The 19,506-nt window shown below is 31.8% G+C and carries 21 protein-coding genes; 15 read left to right on the top strand and 6 right to left on the bottom strand.

The window, feature by feature from the left end:
* Positions 1-320 precede the first annotated feature (320 nt).
* The 5 genes from ACJJV4_RS08805 (at position 321) to trxA (ACJJV4_RS08785) (ending at position 3,468) form a co-directional block, all read left to right on the top strand.
* Positions 321-1,187, top strand: coding sequence for a universal stress protein (locus ACJJV4_RS08805; RefSeq protein WP_405293511.1), 867 nt, complete (start codon positions 321-323; stop codon positions 1,185-1,187).
* A gap of 316 nt (positions 1,188-1,503) precedes the next feature.
* Positions 1,504-1,845, top strand: a complete 342-nt coding sequence (locus ACJJV4_RS08800; RefSeq protein ID WP_405293509.1) for a rhodanese-like domain-containing protein — start codon at positions 1,504-1,506, stop codon at positions 1,843-1,845.
* Positions 1,846-1,855: 10 nt separating this feature from the next.
* Positions 1,856-2,125, top strand: a complete 270-nt coding sequence (locus tag ACJJV4_RS08795) for a heavy-metal-associated domain-containing protein (protein ID WP_405293507.1) — start codon at positions 1,856-1,858, stop codon at positions 2,123-2,125.
* 10 nt (positions 2,126-2,135) lie between these two features.
* Positions 2,136-3,158, top strand: a complete 1,023-nt coding sequence (locus ACJJV4_RS08790) for a DUF3365 domain-containing protein (RefSeq protein ID WP_405293505.1) — start codon at positions 2,136-2,138, stop codon at positions 3,156-3,158.
* Between the two features lie 13 nt (positions 3,159-3,171).
* Complete coding sequence (trxA, locus tag ACJJV4_RS08785) at positions 3,172-3,468, top strand: thioredoxin (RefSeq protein ID WP_405293503.1); 297 nt, start codon at positions 3,172-3,174, stop codon at positions 3,466-3,468.
* 183 nt (positions 3,469-3,651) lie between these two features.
* On the opposite strand, the gene ACJJV4_RS08780 is transcribed toward trxA (ACJJV4_RS08785), so the two are convergent.
* Genes ACJJV4_RS08780 through ACJJV4_RS08770 form a run of 3 tightly spaced genes read right to left on the bottom strand, consistent with a single transcriptional unit; the run spans position 3,652 to position 6,817 of the window.
* On the bottom strand, positions 3,652-4,212 hold the full coding sequence (locus tag ACJJV4_RS08780) for a fused DSP-PTPase phosphatase/NAD kinase-like protein (RefSeq protein ID WP_405293501.1): 561 nt from the start codon (positions 4,210-4,212) through the stop codon (positions 3,652-3,654).
* Between the two features lie 58 nt (positions 4,213-4,270).
* On the bottom strand, positions 4,271-6,373 hold the full coding sequence (locus ACJJV4_RS08775; RefSeq protein WP_405293499.1) for a TonB-dependent receptor domain-containing protein: 2,103 nt from the start codon (positions 6,371-6,373) through the stop codon (positions 4,271-4,273).
* 45 nt (positions 6,374-6,418) lie between these two features.
* On the bottom strand, positions 6,419-6,817 hold the full coding sequence (locus ACJJV4_RS08770; protein WP_405293497.1) for a hypothetical protein: 399 nt from the start codon (positions 6,815-6,817) through the stop codon (positions 6,419-6,421).
* A 195-nt stretch (positions 6,818-7,012) separates the two neighbouring features.
* On the opposite strand from ACJJV4_RS08770, the gene ACJJV4_RS08765 reads away from it, so the two are divergent.
* The 7 genes from ACJJV4_RS08765 (at position 7,013) to ACJJV4_RS08735 (ending at position 11,896) form a co-directional block, all read left to right on the top strand.
* Positions 7,013-7,738, top strand: a complete 726-nt coding sequence (locus ACJJV4_RS08765) for a peroxiredoxin (protein ID WP_405293495.1) — start codon at positions 7,013-7,015, stop codon at positions 7,736-7,738.
* Between the two features lie 176 nt (positions 7,739-7,914).
* Positions 7,915-9,261: a rhodanese-like domain-containing protein gene (locus ACJJV4_RS08760; RefSeq protein WP_405293493.1), complete on the top strand. Its 1,347-nt coding sequence runs from the start codon at positions 7,915-7,917 to the stop codon at positions 9,259-9,261.
* Between the two features lie 5 nt (positions 9,262-9,266).
* A complete protein-coding gene (locus ACJJV4_RS08755; protein ID WP_405293491.1) occupies positions 9,267-9,722 on the top strand; it encodes a methyltransferase family protein in 456 nt (151 codons plus the stop codon).
* 9 nt (positions 9,723-9,731) lie between these two features.
* Positions 9,732-10,337, top strand: a complete 606-nt coding sequence (locus ACJJV4_RS08750; protein ID WP_405293489.1) for a class I SAM-dependent methyltransferase — start codon at positions 9,732-9,734, stop codon at positions 10,335-10,337.
* 140 nt (positions 10,338-10,477) lie between these two features.
* Positions 10,478-10,774, top strand: coding sequence for a hypothetical protein (locus tag ACJJV4_RS08745; protein WP_405293487.1), 297 nt, complete (start codon positions 10,478-10,480; stop codon positions 10,772-10,774).
* Positions 10,775-11,006: 232 nt separating this feature from the next.
* Positions 11,007-11,303, top strand: a complete 297-nt coding sequence (gene trxA / locus ACJJV4_RS08740) for a thioredoxin (protein WP_405293485.1) — start codon at positions 11,007-11,009, stop codon at positions 11,301-11,303.
* The gene (locus tag ACJJV4_RS08735) at positions 11,303-11,896 is read left to right on the top strand and encodes a methyltransferase domain-containing protein (protein WP_405293483.1); all 594 of its coding nucleotides are present in this window, start codon (positions 11,303-11,305) and stop codon (positions 11,894-11,896) included. Before trxA (ACJJV4_RS08740) ends, ACJJV4_RS08735 begins: the two co-directional genes overlap by 1 nt.
* Here ACJJV4_RS08735 and pncA read toward each other — a convergent pair.
* Entirely contained in the window at positions 11,889-12,494 is a 606-nt protein-coding gene (gene pncA, locus ACJJV4_RS08730) for a bifunctional nicotinamidase/pyrazinamidase (RefSeq protein WP_405293481.1), read from the bottom strand. The two genes, ACJJV4_RS08735 and pncA, sit on opposite strands and share 8 nt — an antisense overlap.
* A 4-nt stretch (positions 12,495-12,498) precedes the next feature.
* Positions 12,499-13,896, bottom strand: coding sequence for a nicotinate phosphoribosyltransferase (locus ACJJV4_RS08725; protein WP_405293479.1), 1,398 nt, complete (start codon positions 13,894-13,896; stop codon positions 12,499-12,501).
* 296 nt (positions 13,897-14,192) lie between these two features.
* Here ACJJV4_RS08725 and ACJJV4_RS08720 point away from each other — a divergent pair, with 296 nt between their 5' ends.
* The gene (locus ACJJV4_RS08720; protein WP_405293477.1) at positions 14,193-15,650 is read left to right on the top strand and encodes an NAD(P)/FAD-dependent oxidoreductase; all 1,458 of its coding nucleotides are present in this window, start codon (positions 14,193-14,195) and stop codon (positions 15,648-15,650) included.
* Between the two features lie 313 nt (positions 15,651-15,963).
* Here ACJJV4_RS08720 and ACJJV4_RS08715 read toward each other — a convergent pair whose 3' ends face one another.
* Positions 15,964-16,962: a metal-dependent hydrolase gene (locus tag ACJJV4_RS08715; protein WP_405293475.1), complete on the bottom strand. Its 999-nt coding sequence runs from the start codon at positions 16,960-16,962 to the stop codon at positions 15,964-15,966.
* A gap of 134 nt (positions 16,963-17,096) precedes the next feature.
* Between ACJJV4_RS08715 and ACJJV4_RS08710 the strand changes: the two genes are divergently transcribed.
* Entirely contained in the window at positions 17,097-18,404 is a 1,308-nt protein-coding gene (locus ACJJV4_RS08710) for a TolC family protein (protein WP_405293473.1), read from the top strand.
* Positions 18,405-18,412: 8 nt separating this feature from the next.
* The gene (locus ACJJV4_RS08705; protein WP_405293471.1) at positions 18,413-19,489 is read left to right on the top strand and encodes an efflux RND transporter periplasmic adaptor subunit; all 1,077 of its coding nucleotides are present in this window, start codon (positions 18,413-18,415) and stop codon (positions 19,487-19,489) included.
* Positions 19,490-19,506 lie beyond the last annotated feature (17 nt).

Raw genomic sequence — 19,506 nt, 5'->3', positions numbered from 1 at the left:
TTGAACGTTATATTAAATAATAAGAAAACAAAACTTATCTAGCAATCCAAAGTAGTCCAAATACGTTATAAAATTAAGACTACCGATTTTTAAAGAACGTACAATTATACCACAAATTTAAAGTCTTAACCTCTAGCAAAACATGACAAATATCAGGTTTGAAAAAAAATTATCTTTTTTATTTTTTTTCAACTTTTAAGTACTTGAAAAAAAACAAAAAACCCACAAATATACAATCCTTATACTGCTAGATTCTATGACATATATCATATTCTAACCCAATGTAAATCAATAACTTTAATGAGTTAAAAACCAAGATTATGAAAACTATTCTATATGCCACAGACTGTACAAAAAATGATGCTTCCGCATTAAAATATGCTTATCGCTTTAGTTATATCATGAAAGCTGATTTGCACGTTTTACATGTTTATCAATTTCCTCCTATTCATCTTTCTGTAATTCAACCTTTAGATAAATTACAATTACGAATGAAGGAAGAAAAAAAAGATGTTGTTAAAAAATTCTGTGAAACACATCTAAAAAATGAATTTCGCGAAGCTCCGATAAAAATTCATGCTGTTGAGGATACATCGGTAGAGGATGCTATTATTGATACCTCTAAAAAATTATCTCCAGACCTTATTATATTAGGTATGAAAGATGACCATAGCCATCGTGGATTTTTCTCGAGTAATATTGCAAATGAATTATTAGATAGGATTAATTTTCCGATTATGATGATTCCAAATGGCTTGGACTATACAAGTATTTCTACCATTATTTATGCAACCGATTTTGAACAACAAGATATTATACCAATTAAAAAACTAATTGAAATTGTACGTCCGTTTGAAGCGCTAATAGAAATAATACATATTTATCATACAGATACTACAACAGCTAAAGAACGTATGGAACAATTTAAAATCATGCTTTTAGAACAAGTCTCTTATGATGATATTACCTTTAAAACCATTGCATCAACCAAAATAAAATCGGGCATTTTAAGTGTTATTGATAATGAAAAAGCTAGCATGCTTGCTATGTTAGAGCGTAAACATGAGTTTAGATTAGATAATCCTTTCCGTAAAGACCTGGTAAAAGAAATAAAAACCACAGTAGATATACCTGTTCTTGCTTTTAGCAAACGCAATTCTAAAACTAAAGAAGCTTTACCCGTTTAAATAGTGATTCTGCCTGAATAATAATTTATGGCTTTAATTAAAATTAATTTCCTTTTTTCAAAAACCCTTTTTTTAATTTCAAAGACCTATGTTTCACAAACTTGTGCAACATGGGTCTTATTATACAACTACTTTTTCTAAATTGAGAAGTAATTTTATCTGGATTTTTATTGAAAACACAATAAACATAAGTTAAACTAGCTTATAAATTAAATATTCTAGAGATATCTTTAATGTAACAAAGGTTACCAACTAAACTTGCCTAATAGCTTAATTTTACTCTATTGTATTGTCTAAAAATAAAAACAATAAAATTATGTCAATATTTTCAACATTATTTAACTCTAAATCTACAAAAGATAACATTATTAAGGTTTTAGATATTTTGGAATTTAAAGCACAAACTCAGAGCAAAAAAGTACAATTGGTAGATGTAAGAACAGAAAGTGAATTTAACACTGGGCACATACAAAACGCCATCAATATTGACTTATCATCAGATGATTTCAATCTAGAATTTAGTAAATTAGATAAAAACCAAGCTGTTTATGTGTATTGCAAAAGCGGAGTTAGAAGCAGGAGATGTTCTAATAAATTAGCCGGAATGGGTTTTATGGAAATTTACGATTTAAAAGGAGGTATATTAAATTATAAATAATAAAATAAAAATGAAAACTTCAATAATAGTACAAAACTTAAAATGTGGTGGTTGCGCGCATACCATTACTGTAAAATTAGCAGAAATTGAGAACATAACAAATATTAATGTTTACACAGATGAAAGCAAAGTATCTTTTAACTATATCAACGAAAAAGATGCACTTGCTGTAAAAGATAAGCTTAAATCTCTAGGTTATCCATCTATAGAAGATCATAATAATTTGGCTGCAAAGGCGAAATCTTTTGTTAGTTGTGCAACAGGAAAATTTTCACAATAAATTGATTAAAATGAGACGTTTATTAGCACTTACTTTTTTTTCTATACTGCTTTTTAGTTGCAACAATTCTAAAAACAAAACATATTCGGCTTTCGATAAGGCCATGGAAGCCAATAATCATCCAGGTAAAAAGCTAATGGAAATTAATTGCTATACCTGCCACAGCCCCTCTGCTACGGAAGAAAATAGAATTGGACCACCTATGATTGCCATAAAAAAGCATTACATAGATAACCAGACTTCTAAAGCAGAATTTATAGACAATATGCAAGCATGGATTAAAAACCCAAATGCAAAAGATGCAAAAATGTTTGGAGCAGTAAAACGTTTTGGAGTAATGCCAAAGCAATCTTTTCCGGAGGCAACTATTGAGAAAATTGCAGACTATATGTTTGATTTTGATATTGAGCAACCAGAATGGTTTGACGATCATTATAACAATGAACACGGCAAAGGAAAGGGACAAGGAAAGGGACAAGGAAAGGGACAAGGCATGGGAAATGGTATAAAAAAGAACATGCAACAACCTCAAACCAATATTGAAGATTTACCATATGCTGAACGTGGATTAAAATATGCCTTAGCTACAAAGGCTGTTTTGGGTAAAAATTTAATGGGAACTATTCAGAAAAAAGGAACCTTAGAAGCTTTGGCTTTTTGTAATATAAAAGCTTACCCGCTAACGGATAGTATGTCTGTAGTACAAAATGCCGTAATTAAGCGTGTTTCAGATAAACCAAGAAACCAAAATAATCAAGCAAATGCTAAAGAATTGGGTTATATAAATACTTTTAAAAATAGTATAGCAAATAATGAAGAAGCAAGCCCTATTGTAAAAGAATTAGAAAGTTCGGTAAAGGTTTATTATCCAATTACAACAAACACCATGTGTTTACAATGCCATGGAAAACCAAACGAAACTATAGAAAATTCGACATTAACAAAAATTAAAAGTTTGTACCCTAACGATAAAGCCATTGGCTATAACACGAATGAAGTTAGAGGTATTTGGAGTGTAACTTTCGAAAAATAAATTCAAGTCAGGTATGAGTAAATTTTCAGAAATTATAAATCAAGACAAACCCGTTTTAGTTGATTTTTTTGCTAGTTGGTGTGGGCCTTGTAAAGTATTGGGCCCTATTTTAAAAGAAGTAAAAGATGAAATGGGAGAAGATGTTACTATTGTTAAAATTGATGTAGACAAAAACCAAGCTCTCGCATCAAAATATCAAGTAAGAGGAGTTCCTACAATGCTTTTATTTAAAAAAGGAAGGCAAGTTTGGAGACAATCGGGTGTACTTCAAAAAAATGATATAATTAATGTGATAAAAACGTCTAATTAATTTATTTCCACATCTAATATCTCTTATGTGATAAGTAAAAAAATAGCGGGTAGTTAGTATTTAACTGCCCGTTTTTTTTTGTGATATATAATTAATACACATTTTGCCAAATTATATATTACAGCGCTCGTAAAAAATAGATTAATTTAAACAAGTTTAAGTCGATTATTTTGCTGCTAATCCTTATCTAATATGTACTTGGTTTCTAATATTTTCAACATCAAGATTTTTTAGTAATGCTAATAGATTGGGATATTTATTTTTATGATAACCAAATTCAGGAACCATAAATTCCTCTACGGCATCTTCTTTCGTCCAATTTTCAATAACTATTCTATAAGCTGCAACCATTACCCCTGTTCTATCCGAACCATGCCAGCAATGAATTAAAACTGGTTTTTCGGCATTTTTTACAAGCTTTAAAACCTTTATAATATCATGTTCTGTGATGTGCTTGGTTGCCAAGGGTATGTGCTCTAATTTCAGGTTGGTATCTTTAGCCTTTTTATTATCATCGCGCAGCCTTCTTAAATTGATAATTGTTTTAAATTTAGCTTTTTCTAATTCTTTAAATCCTTTTTTACTAGGCTGTTCTGATCGATAAATGGAATCGCTAATACTATATAAGTTATTGAAATATTTTGATTCAATTTCAATATAGCCCCTCTCTCCTTCTGTATCGCTTTTGTCTTGTGCAAAACCCCAATAGACAAAAAACACACTTAATAATACTAATCTGCTCATTCCTTAAATATTTAGGTGGTATAGCGTCAAAAACTATACCACCGTAATTTAGATTGTTTTAAAAAGTATACTGTAAAAAGGCTGATAAATTTCGGCCAGGTTCGGTAATTGGTGTTCTACCAAAATCTGCTTGGTTTGTAAAAGAGAAGTTTAAATGATTATTATATGCTTCGTCGAAGGCGTTAATTACCGCAACACCTAAAGTGATATTGTTAGTTGGTTTTATACCTAAACGAACATCTAGGGTTTGGTAACCTTCTGTTTCTGTTTCACCAAAGCTTTTTGAAATATTATTTTGTTTAGACACTAGGTTGTACTTAATATTTGCCCAATAGTTGGTTTTATTCATTCCAATAGAAAAACCCGTTGTTAATGGTGGCGTAAGCGGAAGCGACTCTCCTAAATCTTTGTTTTTAGCATACACATAAGATAATTCGGTTTTGAAATAATAATTATCTAAAAAATCAATTTGCGCCGTCGCTTCAAACCCCGTTTTATAAGCTTCATCCAAATTTCTAAACACTTTTGGACTTATAGGGTCTAGCGTTGGGTTAAACTTTCTTGTTAACGATTCGTTTACAACACCAACAATATAGTTTTCAAAAAACGAATAATAAAAAGAGGTTTCATATTTAAATTTATTAAAACCATTTTTAAGAGGTTTGCTACCTTTGAAACCAATTTCAAATTGATTATTAACTTCTGCTTTCAAATCTGGATTACCTACGTATTCATAAGGGTCTTGACCTACAGTAAAATGATTAATAAAACGCTCTATCATATTAGCAGAGCGCACTCCTCTACCGTAAGCTGCTTCTAAAGTAAAATTATCAGAAACTCTCTTTTTAACAGAAACAGTTCCGCTAACATTATGTTCTGTTCGTTTTTTAAGATCATACATAGCAGCAAAATCGGCTTCAGGATCTTGTATATCGGAAACTACATTATCATAACGTAATCCTGCGGTAAGAATAGTAGTAGAACTTAGGTTATATTTCGCCTCGGTAAATATCCCTAAATCTGTAATATAAGAATCTTGCCATACCTTATCATTAAACTCAACAGGTGTCGGTAAAGGATTCCCATTCATAACTTTTACTAATCTTGTTCTATTTCCGTCTCTTGCTATGTGCATGGCATCTATACCAGAAAACATATTTAATTTTTCTAATGGCTTCCAGCTCAACTCTAATTTACCTCCAACTGTAGTTGCATCAACCGCAGAAGCAGCTTCCATCATCATGAAAGAGGGTCTTCTGTCATTGGTCATTAAATGATCAACATAACTAAAATATGTTTTTGCTGTTATTGATTTTATTATTTTCCCAATATCATCTAGTCGATAATCTAAAGAAATAATACTGCTGTTATCATATTCAGTATCCATTGGTAAAGCTGCGTGTAACACATCACGTCCAAAAGATTGTCTCCAATGCGCTTGTAAACGTTGGCTATCAGAAAAATTATAGCCAAGCTTAAGACCATAATCTATACTTCTAAAAGCCGATGGAATTTCCGTACCATTTCCATCTTCATAGTTTCCAAAATCACGATAACCAGCATTAGCAACAACATCAAATTTATCTTTTATATATTGCAACTGCACTAAGTTTACCAATGAGTTGCCATTGCTTTCATAACCACCAGAAACTTTTCCGTGCACTCCATAATCTTCATAGTCAGGTTTTTGAGTTACCAAATTAACAATGCCTCCAAAAGTAGCTCCGTAACGCACAGTATATGGTCCTTTTATAATTTCGATTTTAGAAATTTCTTCAGGAATTATATGTGTTGTAATTGGATCCATTCGGTTAGGACATGCATGCATAGCTTTAGTGCCTCCATCGTATTGAATATTAAGTTGCTCATATTGCGCTCCTCTAAATGATGGATCGATGGCGTAATTACCTCTTTTAATTACCGAAAATCCATTAATATCATTAAATAAATCTGCAACATTTTTAGGTTGCACAATTTTCTCATCGTATTTATTGGCCACAATAGTAAGTACTGGGTCTGTTTTAAGATTTCCCGTAACAATAACGGCATCTAGTTTTGTTATTTTCTGTTTTGTAGTATCTTGTTTGGTTTCTATTTTTTCTTGACCATAAGATACAGTTGTAAGTAATATGCATAATAGCATACTATATAATGTTTTCATGTATAGTGTAATTGTATTTAACCTAAATAAATTTGGTAGAAATTTCTACGAATAAAGTAAGTAAAAGGGCTCTTTGGGAGGATGAAAACAGTGTTTTATATTTTGAAAAGAATATAAATTTTGGTAAGCTATTTGAAGCTGTTTTGTTGCATGCACACTCAAAGGTAATTCAAAACATAAAACAGGGTTGGTGTAAAAAACAAGTTCTTTAAAATTGACTATACCTGTTGGTGTATTTTGTTTTTTATCTTGAGATTCTGCAACTTTTTTTAAATGGCACTTTCCATTACACTGCAACTCCGGCTTATCTGTGTTTTCACAAAAGTTTTCTATAAACCCAATTGTATCCATTTCGAAGTAAGCATACGTCACTGTTGCCTGTGTACTATTAAATAATATTAATAGTACAAACAATTGCGATATCATGTAAATGCCTGTTTTCATTTTGGGCAAATTAGAGTAATTAAATATTTTAAATACTGACTTTTATCATTATAAATTGCATTTATAATGAGTTAAACGCTTTAGTAATAATAACCAAAGTTCTATATAAAATAGACCTGAAAGCGTAACTTTAGTTACATAGTTAAATTCTATAATGATTTACCTTTGCTATAAATTAAACAAATACATAAAATTATGAATAATACAGAAACAGTAAAAGAAGAACAATTATTTGCAATGCCTAGAATTGGAGATAAAGCACCCGAATTTAAAGCAGTAACAACGCAAGGAGACATTAACTATCCATCGGATTACAAAGGAAAATGGTCTATTTTATTTAGTCATCCGGCAGATTTTACGCCAGTTTGTACATCAGAATTTATGACGTTTGCACATTTAGAAGAAAAATTTGAAAAAGCAAACTGTAGCCTAATTGGTTTATCTATCGATGGTTTGTACAGCCATATTGCATGGTTGCGAACTATTAAGGATAAAATTGAATTTAATGGCATGAAAAACATAGAAGTTAAGTTCCCTTTAATTGAGGACATATCGATGGAAGTTGCCAAGAAATACGGGATGATTCAACCAGGAGAAAGTAAAACTCAAGCAGTAAGAGCCGTGTTTTTTGTTGATCCAAACGAAACCGTAAGAGCAATTATTTATTACCCGTTAAGTTTAGGTCGTAATTTCGATGAGCTATACAGGGCTTTAATTGCTATGCAAACCTCTGATAAATTTAACGTAGCAACTCCAGCAGATTGGAATCCAGGTGACGATGTTATTGTTTCTCCTGCCGGATCTTGTGGTGCGGCAGAAGAGCGTATGGCTTCTACAGAAGATTTAGATTGTAAAGACTGGTTCTTCTGTACTAAAAAGTTAGATAAAGATTTAGTTTTAGATTCAATCTTAAAAAAGTAAAATGCTTTCAATTAAAAAAAGAGCTTCATATTGAGGCTCTTTTTTTAATTTAAGTTATTATAAATTGTTAATTCTTGCCTAAAATTGATAAATATTAGAAGGCTTCAAATTTTTAGTTTTAAATTTATAAGAGTATTCATTCGTTTATCATAAAGTTCAATATTAAAAGAGAAATTATGAAAGTTATACAATTTGAAGACAAACCATTAGCTCATTATTCATACGCTATTATTAGTGGTAATGAAATGGTTTTAGTAGACCCTGCCAGAGATCCTAAACCTTATTATTTATTAGCAGAAAAACATAATACTAAAATAAAAGCCGTTTTTGAAACCCATCCACATGCCGATTTTGTGAGCAGTCATTTACAAATTCATAAAGAAACTGGTGCAACAATTTATGTGAGTAAATTAGTGGGAGCCAACTATCCACACCAAGGTTTTGATGATGGCAACTCTATAACAATAGGGGAAATTAAATTTTCTGCCATCAATTCACCTGGTCATTCACCAGATAGTATAACAGTAATTGCAGTAGATGATGAAAAAAATCATGCCATGTTCTCTGGAGATACTTTATTTATTGGTGATGTTGGAAGACCAGATTTAAGAGAAAAAGCAGGTAACATGAAAGCAAAAAGAGAAGAATTAGCTCAAAGTATGTATCATACAATGCAGCATAAATTCAATCATTTACCAAACGAAACTATAGTCTATCCCGCTCACGGTGCAGGTTCATTATGTGGTAAAAATATAAGTACAGATTCTCAAAGTACTTTAGGAAGAGAGAGAAAAGAAAATTGGGCGTTTAAAAAACTTACTGAAGAGCAGTTTGTAAGTCATATTTTAAAAGATCAACCATTCATTCCTTCATATTTTGGATTCAATGTGGATATAAATAAAAAAGGAGCTGACAATCTCAAAAATAGTATTGCAAAATCTACGTTCCATTTTAAGCTAGATCATTCTAACTTAAAAAACATTTTAATTGTTGATACAAGAAACAAAGAGGATTTTAATAAAAATCACCTACCACATAGCATTAATATAATGGCTCAGACTGAAGACGACAAGTTTGAAACTTGGTTAGGTTCTATTGTAAAACCAGGAGAATTATTTTACATAGTGGTAAATTCGATTAATGAGCGAGACAATATGCTCAATCGGGTGGCTAAAATAGGTTACGAAAAGCAACTTAAAGGCGTAATAACCTTAAGTGATGTTAATTACATAGAATCAGAATCACTTAAATTAGAAGAATTTAAAGACCGTCTAGATAATTTTACTATAATTGATATCAGAAATAAAAGTGAAGTTGAACAAGGCAAGGTGTTTGAATCTGCAATTTCAATTCCTTTAAATAAATTAAGAGATAGTAAGGATTCTATTCCAATAGATAAGCCAATTGTAGTACATTGTGCAGGAGGTTATAGAAGTGCCGCAGGCCGAAGTATAATTAGTAATTTAGTTGAAAATATTTCTGTTTACGATTTAGGTGAAGAGGTTAATAAATTTAAAAAATAAGCCAATTGAAGCAGTATGTAAAGCCAGCTATAAAAGATTATACATTTGTAGGCCTCCAGTTTTTGCTATTTTTAGCCTATGTTTTACCCATTAAAATAATAGTTCTAAAATTTGCGGTATGGCTTAATTATATCGGTTTAGGTTTAGCCATTGTAGGAGTAATTTTAGGATTAATAGCGCTATTACAAATTAACACCAATATTTCACCGTTCCCTACACCTGTAGCAAAAAGCCAGTTAATAACTCATGGTACGTTTTCAATGGCCAGACATCCTATTTACACAAGTATTCTAACTATAAGTTTAGGGTATGCATTATATGATGCTTCACTTTATAAATTTTTAATTTTCTTAGTACTATGGATACTTTTCTATTTTAAATCTAAATACGAAGAGCAATTGTTAACCGAGAAGTTCCCGCAATATGCCACTTATAAACTAAAAACAAGACGATTTATTTAATAATAAAATATGAAGAACAATCCTGCAGATTTTTGGAACGACCGCTTTGGTCAAGAAGAATTCGTTTATGGTATAGAACCTAATGTGTTTTTTAAAGAACAATTACAAAAACTACCTTTTAGAACGCTCCTTTTACCTGCGGAAGGCGAAGGTCGAAATGCCGTTTATGCAGCTACTCAAGGTTGGAAAACCACTGCTTTCGACATTAGTGAACAAGGAAAACAAAAGGCGCTACTTCTAGCTACTCAAAGTAACGTTAATATAAATTATAAAACAACTAGTGTACTAGATTACACAAGCTCAAAACAATTTGATGTAATTGCATTTTGTTATACCCATTTCCCCATAAATATTCGAAAAAATGCCAATCAAAAAATGCTACAACTACTAAAAAAAGGAGGAACAATTATTTTTGAAGCTTTTGCTAAATCCCAATTAAAAAATGATTCTGGCGGACCAAAAAATGAAGCAATGCTGTTTTCTATCGAAGAAATTAAAGAAGAATTCAAAGGTTTAGATTTTAAAATTTTAGAAGAAAAATCGATTGAACTTTCAGAAGGAAATTATCATAAAGGTAAGGCACAAGTGGTACGCTTTATTGGCGTAAAAATATAATGAATATTTGCACATATAAATTGATAACTGTAACTAATGTAACGTTCCAAAGCTTTGAAAAACGATATCTTTAAACCTTCAAAACAAGGCGATTGGAAACACCTTGAATAAGCTGAAAAGTAATAATAAATGATAAAGTTATGACGGGTACTTTAATTTCTTTAATTAGTATTTTTATAGGAATAATTGCCGCAAATATGTTTGGGTATTTTAAAAAGAAATATTCATTCGGCTTTACAGGAAATACTTTAATTGGTGTATTTGGAAGCATATTTTTTATTAAGTCGTTTGGAAGACTAGGCTTTAATCCTTGGTCTATTATGGCAAATGGGAACTTTCATAGCACACCATTTATTATAAATTGTTTGGTTTCAATCTTTGGAGGTATTATTGGTTTAATTGTTATAAAAAACATCTATAACAAATTGAATAAATAAAAAAGACCTATCAGTAAGCTTGTGTTTCTTATGTTTTACTACAACCTATTTCTTTAATAGAAAGTATGGCTATAGTAAAAACTATTAAATTTACAACGTAGTTAATAGAAGCCAAATAATCACCAAAATAAAAAAGAATTAACGTATATTCATACCTTTAAAACGATGTGCATATTATGTAGATACATCAAAAAAAAGTATATTTCTTGTTATAAATAAAACCAACTAAACCATGAGTAAATTTTCAGAATTAATAAACCAAGAAAATCCAGTATTGGTAGATTTTTATGCAGAATGGTGTGGCCCTTGTAAGATGATGAGTCCCATTCTAAAAGATGTCAAAGACAATTTAAAAAACAGAGTTTCTATTATTAAAATCGATGTTGATAAAAATCAAGCTATAGCAGCAAAATATCAAGTCAGAGGTGTACCAACCATGCTTTTATTTAAAAAAGGAAAACAAGTTTGGAGACAGTCTGGTGTACTTGATAAAAACGAACTTATCAATGTTATTACGGCATCTTATTAATGGATTTAAGTGAAAACTTTTGGGATAATAAATATAAGCTTAACGATACCAGATGGGATTTAGGCATAATATCACCACCCATAAAGGCATACATCGATCAGCTAACTAACAAAAATTTAAAAATTTTAATTCCTGGTGGCGGGAATTCTCATGAAGCCGAGTATTTACACAATAACGGTTTTACGAATGTTTATGTTATAGATTTATCAGAAACGGCTTTGATACATCTAAAATCAAGAGTACCATCTTTTCCAAGAGAACACATTATTCATGGTGATTTCTTTAATATTGATATGGTATTCGATTTAATTATAGAACAAACATTTTTCTGTGCCATAAATCCAAATTTAAGAAACGCTTACGCGGAAAAAGCCTTCGAAATTTTATGTAAACACGGAAAAATAGTGGGCTTACTGTTCAATGTTCCTTTATATGATACGCAACCACCTTTTGGTGGTTCTAAAGAAGAATATTTAGAATACTTTACACCCTATTTTAATATTAAGGTACTAGATGCATGCTATAATTCTCACCAAACACGCCATGGCAGAGAGTTATTTATTAAATTCGAAAAGCATCACACTTCTATATAGAATCTGAATTTATAATTTTAACGCCCAAAGCAAGCATTTTATTTTTAATTTCGGTAAATCCGCCATGGTCAAGAGCTTTAGAAGCATCTTCAATAAAAACACAATCAAATCCTGCTTTAACGGCATCATAAATAGAAAAATAAACACAAATATCTGAAGCCAAACCACATACAAAAAGTTGCTTAATTTCCTTTTCCTTTAGATAGCCCGATAAACCAGTCGATTTTAAATGGCCATTATCATAAAAAGCACTATAACTATCAATCCCTATATCTGTTCCTTTTCTAAAAATGGCCTCAAATTTTTTAGTAACTAAATCGGGATGAAAATCAGCACCCAATGTTCCTTGCACGCAGTGCACTGGCCATAAAGTTTGTGGCTTTCCATGAACTTCAATTTCATCAAAGTTAGATTTTCCAACATGATTTGCTGCAAAACTAATATGATGTTCTGGATGCCAATCTTGCGTAGCCACCACCATATCAAAATGCTCTTGGATGGCATTAATTACAGGTACAATGTGATTTCCTTCGGGCACAGCTAGTGATCCTCCCGGAATAAAATCGTTCTGTACATCAACTATTAATAGCGCTTTCATATCTTTATCTTTTATGTTCTTGAATTAACACATCGCGCTCCTTCTTCAGCTCACTGCTTAAACCTATTTTATAAATATGTGGGTTTTGAAAACGCTTATACTCATTTGGTAGTTTTTCTAATCTAGATTGCGAATATTTTGAAATTTCGTCAACAGAACGAGACGGCAACACTCTTTTACCTGCTTCCATAACCAATTCTAACAGAGGCTCATGTTTAAATAGGCTAAGATTTAATTTTTTAGTAATATCAAAAGGGTGCTCCATTTGGGATATTTCATCTTCATTAAAAAGGCCTACAGCATCTGCACCGTAGAACATGTCGTTAGCATCTACCATCCTATAAACCTGCTTTTTAAAAGGAAGTGAAACTTTTATAATATTTTCAGAAAGTTTTATTCTTGGCGTTCCATTGTACTCCGATAATTTATAAACGCCATCTAGAGCAGCATCAGGTTTTCCTGTAACTAAATTAGTACCGACTCCATAAATATCAATTGGAGCACCTTGTTCTTTCAAACTTTTAATTACGTATTCGTCCAACTGATTAGACGCTACAATTTTTACATACTGCAAGTTAGCTTCATCTAAAACTATTCTTACTTTTTTAGACAAATAGGCTAAATCGCCACTATCCAAACGCACTCCCAAAAGCTTATCACCTCTTTCTTCCATTTCTTTTGCAACTTTAATCGCATTTGGAAGTCCAATTTTAAGCGTGTTGTATGTATCTATTAAAAGCACACAATGTTCTGGTCGTACTTTTGCGAAATCACGAAAAGCCTCTAATTCGTCCTCATAGCTTTGTATAAAGGAGTGTGCCATAGTACCCGACGATGGAATATTATAATCTTCGGCAGCTTTAACATTACTTGTACTATCAAAACCTCCAATTGCGGCAGCTCTAGAAGCATAATAACCTCCTGTGGCGTGAGCACGACGCAAGCCCATATCTAATAAAACTTCATCTTTAGCACTCCGCCGTATTCTACTCGCCTTTGTGGCTATTAATGTTTGAAAATTAAGAATATTAAGTAAAACTGTTTCTATTATTTGAGCTTCAATAATATTCGCTTCTACCTGTAATATGGGACGATTAGGAAAAACCACATCGCCTTCTTTACTAGAGCGAATATTACCTCTAAAGCGAAAATTCTTTAAATACTCCAAAAACTCGTTTTCAAAGCCTTTTTCCTTTAAATAAGAAATATCAGACGATGAAAATTTTATAGTTTCTAGAATGTCTAATACATCCTCCAGCCCAGCAAAAATGGAATACCCACTATTGAATGGATTGTTTCTATAATAATAATCGAACACCGCCCGGCCATTAGGTTTGGTTTCAAAATAGACTTGAGCCATTGTAATTTGATAGAGATCGGTATATGCAGCGGTAATATTCATATAATTCTAAATTTTAAACCACAAGGTATTTAAATTATAAAAGATTTCTTATATCAAAAGCAAAAGAAATTAACTGAAAAAAAAATAATGCATTCATTTCTTATAATTTCATTCATGAATTATACATACAATCTCTTAAAGGCATCAAAAAACATGTAAAAAAAACACAGCCTTACTATTTCATTTTAAAACACTTAACGATTATAATTAAAATTAAACGAATCAATTTACTTATGTAACAATTGTAGCGGGACAATATTTAAGTTGCCTATATCTTTACATAAAAAACCACCACCATGTCCAAAATAGTGATTTTAGGAGCCGGAATTTCCGGCCATGTAGCAGCAACACATTTACGTAGAAAACTATCAAAAAAGCACGAGGTTGTTGTTGTATCACCTAACAGTAATTACCAATGGATTCCTTCTAACATTTGGGTAGGAATAGGTAGAATGAAATCTGAAAAAATATTATTTCCTTTAGCCCCTTTATATAAAAGGAAAGGTATTCAATATAAACAAGCCAAAGCTGTTTCTTTTTTTCCAGAGGGAGACAAAATAGAAGAAAAGCCATATGTTTTATCGGAATATGTAGCTGGTAATAATAAAGGAAAACAAGAAAAAGTAACTTACGATTATTTAATTAATGCTACAGGGCCTAAATTAAATTTTGAAGCTACAGATGGTCTTATACCTGGAAAAAACAAAACATTTTCTGTTTGTACCTACACACATGCCGATCATGCTTGGGAAGGCTTAAATGAAGTAATTAAGCAAATGAAAGCTGGTAAAAAAGCTAAAATTTTAATTGGTACGGGTCATGCAAAATCAACTTGCCAAGGTGCCGCTTTTGAGTATATATTAAATGTAGAACAAGAATTACACAAACATAACGTGCGTGATATGGCTGAAGTTACCTGGATTTCTAATGAATACCAGCTGGGAGATTTTGGCATGGATGGCATGTTATTAAGCTATGGAAGTATGACTATGAAATCTCATGAAATGGTTGAAATGATTTTTGAAGATAGAGACATTAAATGGATTCTTGGAGCAGGTGTTAATAAAATTGAAGATGGTTTAGCATATTACGAAAACCTAGAAGGTGAGCATAAAACAGAAAGTTACGATTTTGCCATGCTAATCCCTTCATTTTCTGGTCATGGTTTTAAAGCTTATGATAGAAATGAAAATGATATCACCGAAAAACTTTTTAAAGGTTTTATGATTGTTGATGCCGATTATACCCCTAAACCATACGAACAATGGTCTGTTAAAGATTGGCCAGAAACCTATCAAAACCCAAGTTACAAAAACATATTTGCTCCAGGAATTGCATTTGCCCCACCGCACGCCATTTCTAAACCAAGAACAAGTAAAAACGGAACAGTTATCTCTCCTGCCCCACCAAGAACTGGAATGCCTTCTGGTATAACCGCAAAATTAGTAGCAGATAACATTATAGATTCTATAAAAAATGGCAAAGAATCGCTTAATCATAAAGGAAGTTTGGGAAATATGGGAGCAGCATGTATTGCTTCTGCTGGTTATGGATTTACCAAAGGTAGTGGTGTTAGCATTACAACTTTCCCTATAGTTCCGGATTATGAGAAGTACCCAAAAACACAAGGACGAAAATTAGGTAAAACTTTTGGAGAAATTGGGTTAGCTGGGCATTGGTTAAAATTAGCGTTGCACTATGCTTTTATTTACAAAGCTAAAATGAAACCATTTTGGTGGTTAATTCCTGAATAAATACAGAAACTTTTTTGGATCTAAACCGCTTATCATTTAAGCCCCAATAATTTTAAAGACTTTATAAAAATTTTACAAGAATTTAATAACTATTATAATGACACAAAGAATATCAAAATATCAAAGATTTAAAATGATGAATCCTATCATTCAGTTCTTCAAATTCATTTATTTAAGTATAAAAATAATGGTTGTAGTAGCTGGAGGACATGGAGGCACTAGAAAAGTTGACTGATGTGATTATCGGTTTTTTGGTTGGTTAGTAAAAGGGCACTTATAATAATTATAAGTGTCTTTTATTTTTGAAAAAAAGCTAATTTCCTTTTACCCGTTTCCATAATTCTACTAATAGTTTTTTACCATCACGATTATCTTTAGGCTCTTCGGTAAATACAACATGTCCTGAAGTATCCACATCCATTCTATACTTAAAAACGAAATTTTCTGCCTTCGGAGTTAAACTCATTAGTCCAAATCGTAAATCATTAAAATAAAGTATATCATCTTTTTTATTAATGGTGTACCAGCCTTCGGAAATAGCAATCATACGTTTTACACTTTCATCTTCTGCAAGTTCACCTAGTAATTCATGATTTTTAGAATAGCTTTCAAAGGTTATATCTTGCTTATCAAAAAATGAATAATTACCTAATAAATAAGCGCTTTCTACATCTATATTGGCACTCCAAAGTATGGTGTTTAATGGTGAAGGCCTAGTGTCAATTTCTTTATAGTCTATATTTTGTGTGTTTAGCGCTAATTCAAATTGATTAAATGCCATCCATTTCAAAAAAAAAGTTAACACTAGGTAAGACGAACTTAGTACCAGCCCAATACTATTATAACTTTGGCGCTTTTTGGTAGTCCGCTTTTGTAGCATCGCTAAAATTAAAAACACCAAAAAAGGCAATGTATAAAGCGGATCGATTACAAAAATAGTCTTAAACGCCAAACGGAGATCAAAAGGCCAAAATAATTGAGTTCCCCAAGTGGTATGTGCATCTAAAACAGGATGCGTTATAAATGCCCAAAAGAATAACCAAGACCATCCCTTAAAATTTTTATATTTTTCATAACGAGAAACAAGCCACCCAAAAATAGGCGCAAATAAAATAGAAAATACAATAGAGTGTGTAAATCCAAGATGTACAGCGAGTGCTGTAACGGTATCTGTAAAATAAGATGCAAATACATCCAAATCGGGTATTGTACCAGCAATAGCTCCATAAAACATAGCTTTATTGCCAACTTTTTTTCCTAAAACAGCTTCTCCTACAGCTGCTCCCAATACTATTTGTGTTAATGAATCCATATGTTTTACAAAAGTAAGTTAAGTATAGCTAAACACATAGTAATCTCTAATATTCCCAATTTCTCCGCTAGGTAACTAATGTTACTTCCACCAGAGTTGATCCACTGTACCTTTGTACTATAAATTAATAATTAATGAAAAAGCACTTTTATATACCTCTATTATTTTTTGCTTTCGGCTTTGGCATGAATGCTCAAGAAATACTACCAATTACAAAATCTGATGTTTTGTTTAAAGTTTCAGAAAACAATACAAGCATTAAGATTTCGGAAGAAGAATTTAAGCAGGCACGAGCAGATTATCGCCAAACCAATGCGGTTTTTTTACCAAATATTACAGCTAGCCATTCTGCAATTGCTACCACTAACCCATTAATGGCTTTTGGTTCCAAATTAAATCAGGAAATTTTAACTTCAGATGATTTTAATCCGGCCTTGTTGAATGATCCTTCACAAATTCAAAATTTTGCAACTAAATTAGAAATTCAGCAACCATTAATCAACTTAGATGGTATGTTCCAACGTAAAGCAGCTAAATCTAAAATGGAAGCAATGTCTTTAAAAACAGAGCGTACCCAAGATTATTTAGCCTTTGAGGTAGATAAAGCTTACATGCAATTACAATTGGCCTATAAAGCGGTTGATGTTTTGGAAAAAGCATTAGAAGCAGCAAATGCCAATAAAAAATTAGCTGATGATAGTTTTAAACAAGGTTATTTGCAACGTGCAGATGTATTGAATGTTGAAGTGCGAGTTACAGAAGTACAAAACCAATTGCAAATGGCAAAAAGTAATGTACAAAACGCATCAAATTATTTATCCTTTTTAATGAATGATGAAAGTTATGTAGTTTACTCACCAACTGATGAATTAATGGTTTCAAATTTAACTTTGGGAGATAAATCCATATCAGAAAATCGTTCAGACATTAAAGCCATGCAATTAGCATCAAACGCTTTTAAAGCTATGAATAAAGCCGACAAAATGGCTTTTTTACCAAGATTGAATGCTTTTGGTAGTTACGAGCTATATGACGACCAAATATTTCAAGGTGATGCTAATGGGTATTTATTCGGTGCTCAATTAAGTTGGGATATATTTCAAGGCTCTAAACGTTTTGGAAAAGCGCAAAAAAGTAAATCCGAATTCGAAAAGTCTAAATTAGAATACACACAATATGTGTCTCAATCTAATTTAGAATTAAACAAAGCAAAACGTGCCTTTTTAGATGCTGAAAATAAACTAAAGTTAACCACTTTAGCCTTAGAACAATCGGAAGAATCGTTAAGAATAAGAACCAATAGATTTAAAGAAGGTTTAGAAAAAACATCAGATTTATTAATTGCAGAAACCCAATACGCACAAAAGCAATTAGAATATTATCAAACCATTTTCGAATACAATTACACGCAAGCCTACGTACAATTTTTAACTAAAGAATAATTTTTAAAATGAAAAAACTATATACAACCCTAACACTTTCTGTAGCACTATTTGTAGCAAGTTGTGGTAGCGAAGACAAAAAAGCAGTAGCGGATAACTCGCCAGTAATTGCTGTTAAAGTAAATCAAATAGAAGCGAATGGAAACAGTCCGTTTTTATCGGTTAGCGGAAAAATTCAAGCCACAAATAGTGCAGATTTAAGTACCAGAATGATGGGTTACGTCAATAAAGTACATGTAAATGTTGGTGATAAAGTACGTAAAGGACAATTATTAATATCTATTAACAACACCGATTTACAAGCCCAAAAAGCACAAGTAAATGCTGGTATAACAGAAGCTACTGCTGCTTTTACTAACGCACAAAAAGATTACAACCGTTTTAAAAATTTATTTGCTGATAATAGCGCGTCTCAAAAAGAGATGGATGATATGACTGCCAATTTTGAAATGGCTAAAGCGCGTTTAGAAGCTGCAAATCAAATGAAAAACGGAATTAATGCACAATTTGCTTACAGTAACATTAGTGCACCTTTTAGTGGCATTGTAACAAGTAAAAATGTAGAAGCCGGTAATATGGCAAACCCTGGAGTCCCTTTAATTAGCATTGAAACACCTGGTAATTTTGAAGTCATGGCCATGGTGCCAGAAACTGAAATTTCGGATATTAAATCAGGAAGCACAGTGGATGTTGTAGTAAAATCCATTAATAAAACGTTGAAAGGAAAAGTAAAAGAAGTAAGTACATCTGCCAAAAATACTGGAGGACAATATCTAGTAAAAATAGATTTAGATAAAACGGATGCCAATATTTTATCAGGTATGTTTACTACAGTCCAATTTCCCGTAGAAAGAAAGGCCAAGACATCAATGGTGTTAATTCCAAATGAGGCTATTGTAACAAACGGACAACTATCCGGAGTATATACAGTAAGCTCAAGTAACACAGCCATGTTACGTTGGTTACGCTTAGGTAGAACATTTGGTGATCAGGTAGAAGTATTATCTGGTTTAAATACAGATGAAGCTTACATAGTTTCTGCGGAAGGCAAACTATTTAATGGAGCAAAAATTTCAATTCAATAACTAAAAAGTTGCGTTAA

This window comes from Algibacter sp. Ld11 (genome assembly GCF_045066735.1).
Classification (GTDB): domain Bacteria; phylum Bacteroidota; class Bacteroidia; order Flavobacteriales; family Flavobacteriaceae; genus Algibacter.
This window is presented reverse-complemented; position numbering and strand designations above follow the sequence as displayed.